Genomic DNA, 7369 nt, shown 5'->3' on the forward strand with positions numbered 1-7369 from the left:
GGTGTGGACGGAGCGCTTTTACTTTTGACAGATTCAGGCATGAAAGAATTCGTTTCGGGCAAAATAATCATGTAACTGAAGAGAAAGACAAGGTTGATATGAGTAAGAACCAAGATAGAGAAAACAACTTTTACGGTAATGATGGAAACGGAAACAAAAGTCATGGAAAAAAACATCAACGCTTGGATGCGCGCAGTATTACGAGCGTAGGGCTTGCGGTTGCATTGCTAGTAATCGGCTCAGCGATTGCTTTACCGATCGGACCAGTGCCGATAAGCCTACAGTCGTTAGTCGTATTAACGATTGGAGTAACCATGGGTAAGAGACTCGGGGTTATGGCAGTTACAGTATATATAATAGCTGGACTTATAGGGCTTCCAACATTTGCAGGACTCAATGGTGGCCCTCAATACATCTTTGCTCCGACCTTCGGTTTCATTATGGCTTTCATACTTGCGGCATACATTGTAGGTGCAGGCTATGAATCGAGTTCAAACATGAGAAGATACATGAGCCTTGTGGCAGCGACAGTAGTTATCTATGTGATTGGAGCAGGCTATTTTTACCTAGTGCAGAGAGTGCATCTTGGAAACAATATTCCATTCGCAAAGGTGCTTCAGCTCACGGTGATTCCGTTTGTACTTGGAGACTTAATCAAGCTGCACGTAGCTTTCTTAGTGGGGGGAAAGCTCAAGAGTATTCTTGGAGCTGCTCTAAGAAATGCGAACTAGATAAAACTCCTTTAATTAACTTAATACCAATGGCGATAATTGATTCTTGTTTATAGGAGATGGTTAACGTCGTTTAATTTATCTGATTATTAAACAGATAAAGTCTATAATAGTAATACTGGAAATATCTAAATGTAGCAGACACCATCTAAACGCCTTGAAAAAAACAAGGTATTTCGATATAATCGAGGGAAGTAACACACGTAAATACTGCTTGATGGCAAGGAGGATATGATGGTTAGAAGAAGACGTATGACAGATGCAGAGAAGGCACTTCTAATTGAAGAGGGTAGAGAAGCTAGAAAACATAAGATGCTTAAGACAGGCCTGAGAATTGCTGGTTTCAGTGTAATAGCTGGAGCGATACTTGTAGTTGCTACCAAGAAGATCTTTGATGAAATCTTTGTTGAAGATGACTGGTCAGACGTTGATTGGGGCGAGGACGACGAGGATTACGGCGTATACTAAACCAATCATTTGACAGAAGTTATAGATTTTGAAAGGGAATACGATGACGGAAGATAAGGGCACTTTTTATATTACTACACCTATTTACTATCCAAGCGCTAAACTGCACATAGGACACACTTACTGTACGGTTATGGCGGATGCGATGGCTAGATTCAAGAGGCTGACTGGCTATGATGTGAGATTCCTCACTGGTACTGATGAGCACGGACAGAAGATTGCGAAGTGTGCACAGGAAGCTGGCGTGACACCGATTGAATATATTGATCCGATTGTTGAGACAATCAAGAGACTGTGGGCGACGATGGAAATCAGCTATGATGACTTTATCAGAACCACAGAGGAACGCCATGAGAAGCGCGTTCAGGACATCTTCATGAAGATGTACAACAACGGAGATATCTATAAGGATAAGTATGAGGGGTGGTACTGTACACCTTGTGAGTCTTTCTGGACTGAAAGCCAGCTCGTAGAAGGCAACTGCCCTGACTGTGGTAGACCTGTCAAGAAGATGAGCGAAGACGCGTATTTTTTTAAGCTGTCCAAGTATTCCGACAAACTTATTGAGCTTCTTGGTAACGGTACATTCCTTAAGCCTGAATCTCGTGCAAAAGAAATGATTTCATTTGTCGAGCAGGGTCTCGAGGACCTGTGCATTTCAAGAGCTTCACTAGACTGGGGCGTTAAGGTTCCGGTTGACGAGAGACACGTAATCTACGTATGGCTTGATGCGTTATCCAACTACATCACTGCACTTGGATTCCCGGGTGGGGACGATGAGCAGTATAAGAAGTATTGGCCGGGAGTTAACCTCGTAGGTAAGGAAATCGTAAGATTCCACTCCATTATCTGGCCTGCAATGCTCATGTCCATGAACGAGCCGGTGCCTAAGAAGGTTCTCGGCCACGGCTGGATTCTAATTGATGGTGGCAAGATGTCAAAATCGAAGGGCAATATCGTTGACCCAGAGATTCTAATCGACAGATACGGAATCGACGCACTCAAGTATTTCCTGCTCAGAGAATATACTTTCGGACAGGACGGACTATATACTAACGAGATTATGCTTAACCGCATCAACTACGACCTCGCTAATGACCTTGGAAACCTTCTTTCGAGAACTGTTTCTATGATTGAGAAATACTGCGGAGGAGTGGTTCCAGAAGCGACTACAGAGGATGATTTCGATCGTGATCTGATTGCAACAGCGCTCGGATGTGCTGCGAAGGTTGAGGCCCACATGAATGAGTTCCACTTCAATAACGCGCTTGAAGAGATTTGGGCAGTTGTATCGAGAGCTAACAAGTACATCGACGAGAAGATGCCTTGGGTTCTTGCAAAGGACGATAGCAAGAAGGCTGAACTCGATACAGTAATGAGTAACCTCGCAGAGACACTCAGAATGATTTCGGTGCTAATCATTCCTTACATGCACACAACTTCAGATAGGATGAGAGATCAACTCGGACTTGCAGGTACGGAGTCAAATTGGTCAGACCTCGAAGAGTTCCGCATGATGGCAGGAGCTAAAGTGCACAAGGGTGATGCGCTGTTCCCAAGACTTGATGTAGCTAAGGAAATCGAAATTCTCTCTAACACAGAGCAGGAAAAGGTTGCGATAAAGAAAAATAACCGCAAGAAATAAAAAGAATGAGACCTCAAGTCTAGACTTGAGGTCTTTTTTACCCATATCTATATAGAGGGGGAAATAAATGCTATTTGATGCACATACTCATTTGAATTATGAAGGGTTTAGCGAAGAAGAACGACTTGAGAGGGCGAAGGAGATAGAAGCGTCTCTGGTAGACTTTATCATAGATGTTGGTGATTCTGTTGAGTCATCAAAGCAGGCAATTAAGGATGCTGCTGATTATTCGTGGTGTTATGCTGCTGTCGGCATACATCCTGATAAGGCACTCGTATACTCTGATGATGATATAGATAAAATCAAGGAACTGGCTAGCGCGCCTAAGGTTCAAGCAATTGGAGAAATTGGTCTAGATTTTCACTACGGCAAGGATTCCAAGTCTGAGCAGATTGAACTTTTTAGAAAGCAGATTAGGCTTGCGAACGAACTCATGATGCCGATTATGATTCATACGAGAGAGGCTGATGCGCTTACGATGGACATACTTATCGAGGAGGGGGCATTTAGCGATGTTCGTGAGGCTTATTTCCCAAAGAGGCCGGATGAGCAAGGCAACATGGTGCCTGATGCGAGGGTACAGCTTCACTGTTACTCGGGATCACTCGAGCTAGCTCATGAATACGTTAAGCTAGGAGCGACATTTTCAATAGGTGGTCCGCTTACTTTCAAAAACGCTAGAAAAACAGTAGAAGTGCTAGAGGGAATTCCGCTTCAGTTTATAATGAGTGAGACAGATGCTCCGTTCTTAGCGCCAGAGCCTAAACGTGGTAGACCTAACAAGACGCCATATATCGAACATGTTGTTAGAAGGATGGCTCTTATCAAGGGAATTGAATACGAGGAGGCTGCTCACATAACATCGAATAATGCGAAACGTTTCTTTAACTTGGAAGATAAGTAGTTAGGTATTCAGAATATTAAACTTACAATAGCTGATATGTATAGAGAAATGTAAAATTCAATATCAAAAAGTATATAATATGCAGGGGTTTGTTAGAAATCTGTATGAATAAAATTGTTAAGAAGATTATTGATAGTGGAACAATTGAACGTGGGGATGCAGTAATTATCGGCTTTTCGGGAGGACCCGATTCGCTGACACTTCTTCATGCACTAAAGTCTGCCAGGGCTGAACTCGAACTCTCACTATATGCAGTTCATATTAATCACAAGATTAGATTGGTGGACTGCGATAAAGAAGCTGAACATGCCAAAACGATATGCGAAGATTTAGAAGTTCCGTTCAAGCTCGTTGTATGTGATTGTAAGGAATACGCAGTACGTGAGAGGCTTTCTGAAGAAGAGGCCGGTCGTAAGATACGCTACGAAGCGTTTTCGGATATGGCAAATGAACTAGAATGTAGTGGAATCGCAAGGGAGCATATAAAAATTGCCGTGGCTCAGAATGCAGATGATCAGGTTGAGACGGTGATGTTTCATATTCTTCGCGGTACGGCAGTCAGGGGGCTAGCAGGCATACCTCTTCGCAGATTAGATGAGAGAGGATATGAGGTAATAAGGCCTATTCTCGGAATTGGGCGTACTGAAATCGAAAGCTATGTGGAAGAATTTGAGCTCTGGCCTAATATGGACGAAAGCAACGATCAACCGATCTATAGTAGAAATAAGATTAGGCTTGAGCTGATACCAGAGCTTGAGAGAGAATACAATCCATCGTTTAGAAAGGCGGTCGAGAGACTTAGTGAATCAGCAGCTTGTGACGATGATTATATGATGCAAGAGGTCTTAAAGCTCTATAAGCAGGCAGTTATAGGGAAGCATGAATATGATATTTGCAAAGCAACGGGCGTACATGAAGCACTGAAGAGGCGTATTGCAACTATTATGCTCGAGACCGAAGATGTTCATCCTACGTATGAACTTGTTAATTCAGTTGTCAAGATTATGGGCTCTGATAATCCATCGGCAAGCTATGACTTACCTGGAGGTGTGACTGCAGAGCGCAGGTACGAGAGATTGGTGTTTTTGAAGAAAGAGCATCGGAACGAGGATCATATAGAAACTAAAAAGGATGATGGTACAGATATTGTTCCGAGAATTCTTAATATCGCTGAGTATAGAGAACTGCAAGATAAGTATGCAAGCATAGATGACAGTGCCGCGCAGCAAATCATATATGCAGCATTTGATCTAGATAAGGTAGTTAAAGTAAGAGGAATCAATGGAGACATAGATAATGGCATCGATGCTGTTAGCTTGCTTGATCTGAAACTGCGTAATAGAAGACAGGGTGACTATATAGCGGCTGGAAATGGCAGAAAGAAATTACAGGATTTTATGGTGGATGAGAAGGTTCCAAGAACATCGCGCGATGGTATAAAGTTGGTTGCTATAGGTAACGAAATACTGTGGATTTTGCCCGATAAAATGTTCAAATCTGAGCGCTATAAGAATAAGGGGAAATATTCACAGAATTATCAGATTGATAACAGCTCGGAGCATGTTTTATTTCTTGAACTACGTTAATTCATATGATAAAATAACACGACAGTTTGTGTAAAATAACAAATTTTAAACCAAAAACACTATTAAAGGAATATGAGGGGTACGATAATTGAAGAGATTTACTAAGAATTTCACAATATATTTGGTTATATTCGCGGTCGTTCTCGGAGTAGCTTTTTTCTACAAGGGAACAGACGGCGCAAAGAAGACAACCGAAGTGAAATTCTCAACATTTGCAACTCACCTCGAAAAGGGGGAATATAAGACATTAAATATAACAGATCGCAAGATGACTGCAACGCTCAAGAATGGTAATAAGGAATATGCTTATGCGCCTTCAGTTGTTGAAATCAGCTGGTTAGAGAATAGCTATGTGTTCCCGCAGGTTAAGGAAGGCAAGCTGAAGCTATCCAGTGATCCACCGCAGAGCAGCGTGAATTTCTTCTCGCTTCTGCCAACTATTATTATGGTAGTTGCACTTGGATTTCTGTTCTACTTCATGATGAGTCAGGGCGGTAACAACAAGGCGTTCCAGTTTGGCAAGAACAGAGCAAAGCTATACAAAGAAAATGGCAAGAATATACGATTTGAAGATGTAGCTGGTTTAAAGGAAGAAAAGGAAGAGCTAGAGGAGATTGTTGATTTTCTCAAGAATCCTTCCAAGTATTCTAGCTTGGGTGCAAGAATACCTAAGGGTGTGTTACTCGTAGGAAACCCAGGTACAGGTAAGACATACATTTCAAGAGCTACAGCTGGTGAGGCTGGGGTTCCCTTCTTTACGATTTCCGGTTCTGACTTCGTAGAGATGTTCGTAGGTGTTGGTGCTTCTCGTGTAAGAGACTTATTTGATCAGGCCAAAAAGAATGCACCATGCATCATATTCATAGACGAAATCGACGCTGTAGGACGTAAGAGAGGAGCAGGTCTTGGTGGCGGAAATGACGAGCGTGAACAGACTCTTAACCAGCTCCTAGTAGAGATGGACGGTTTTGATGGAAATTCCGGAATCATCATCCTAGCTGCGACAAATAGACCTGATGTACTAGACCCAGCACTGCTTCGTCCAGGAAGATTTGATAGACAGATTGTTATTGGTATGCCAGATGTTAAGGCTAGAGAGGAAATCTTCAAGGTTCACACTAAGAATAAGCCACTCGCAGATGACGTTACTATAGAGGTTCTCGCAAGGAGAACACCTGGATTTTCACCAGCTGATATTGAGAACCTAGTCAATGAAGCAGCGCTTCTAACTGCTAGACGTAACGGTACCAAGATCAGAATGGATGAGATTGAGGAAGCGACTACGAAGGTAATGGCCGGACCGGCTAAGAAGTCCAGAGTTATCTCCGAGACAGAGAGAAAGCTGACCGCATATCATGAAGCTGGACACGCGATAGTTATGAAGGCTCTTCCTAACTCAGACCCGGTTCATCAGATTACTATTATTCCGAGAGGAATGGCGGGCGGGTTCACGATGTCACTTCCTGAGAAAGAAAAGTTCTTTATGACAAAGGGTGATATGGTCAACATGATTAAGCACCTTCTAGGCGGAAGAGTTGCTGAGGAACTCAAGTTAGACGACATCAGTACCGGTGCTAGTAACGACCTCGAGAGAGCAACTGCTATTGCTAGACAGATGATTACAAAATATGGCTTTAGTGCTAAGCTAGGGCCAGTAAGTTTCAGTTCAAATGATGAAGTATTTCTTGGAAAGGATTTATCAACCAGACAGAACTACTCCGAGGAGACTGCTTCAGAGATCGATGCTGAAATCAAGCACATCCTTGAGAGCTGTTATGAGGCTACAACTAACATTCTGAAGGAGAATGATGAAGCGTTCGAAAGAGTAGCAGAGACTCTACTCCTTATCGAGACGCTTGATGGAGATCAGTTCAATGATCTCTACGAGGGGAAAGTTACACCAGAAGAACTAGTTGAGAACGTAAAGGCACGTGAAGAAGAAATAGCTGAACTTAACAAGGCTGAAGCAAAGGAAAGCGAGAGGCTTGAGGAAGAAAGACGAAGGGAAGCGGAAGAGAAGCTAAAGGAACTGCAG

General features: G+C 42.8%; 6 protein-coding genes. All 6 read left to right on the plus strand.

From position 1 onward, the window contains the following. Positions 1-731 (plus strand): biotin transporter BioY (locus AXF17_RS04370; RefSeq protein ID WP_094233975.1); only part of this gene is annotated, 731 nt, incomplete at its 5' end. A 231-nt stretch (positions 732-962) separates the two neighbouring features. Then, positions 963-1199, plus strand: a complete 237-nt coding sequence (locus AXF17_RS04375) for a hypothetical protein (RefSeq protein WP_157682568.1) — start codon at positions 963-965, stop codon at positions 1197-1199. Between the two features lie 43 nt (positions 1200-1242). Further along, positions 1243-2844 carry a methionine--tRNA ligase gene (gene metG, locus AXF17_RS04380; protein WP_094233977.1) on the plus strand — a complete coding sequence of 534 codons (1602 nt, stop codon included), beginning with the start codon at positions 1243-1245 and terminating at the stop codon, positions 2842-2844. 67 nt (positions 2845-2911) lie between these two features. Further along, entirely contained in the window at positions 2912-3748 is an 837-nt protein-coding gene (locus AXF17_RS04385; RefSeq protein WP_094233978.1) for a TatD family hydrolase, read from the plus strand. Between the two features lie 104 nt (positions 3749-3852). Then, positions 3853-5334, plus strand: coding sequence for a tRNA lysidine(34) synthetase TilS (tilS, locus tag AXF17_RS04390; protein ID WP_094233979.1), 1482 nt, complete (start codon positions 3853-3855; stop codon positions 5332-5334). Between the two features lie 88 nt (positions 5335-5422). Beyond that, on the plus strand, positions 5423-7369 hold a 1947-nt coding region (gene ftsH / locus AXF17_RS04395; protein ID WP_094233980.1), incomplete at its 3' end, for an ATP-dependent zinc metalloprotease FtsH.

This window comes from Mogibacterium pumilum, assembly GCF_002243385.1.
Taxonomy (GTDB): Bacteria; Bacillota; Clostridia; order Peptostreptococcales; family Anaerovoracaceae; genus Mogibacterium; species Mogibacterium pumilum.

Excerpts from the sequence above, each read along its gene's own strand:
- AXF17_RS04375 (WP_157682568.1), top strand. The coding sequence starts at position 963 with ATGATGGTTAGAAGAAGACGTATGACAGATGCAGAGAAGGCACTTCTA.
- metG (WP_094233977.1), top strand. The coding sequence starts at position 1,243 with ATGACGGAAGATAAGGGCACTTTTTATATTACTACACCTATTTACTAT.
- AXF17_RS04385 (WP_094233978.1), top strand. The coding sequence starts at position 2,912 with ATGCTATTTGATGCACATACTCATTTGAATTATGAAGGGTTTAGCGAA.
- tilS (WP_094233979.1), top strand. The coding sequence starts at position 3,853 with ATGAATAAAATTGTTAAGAAGATTATTGATAGTGGAACAATTGAACGT.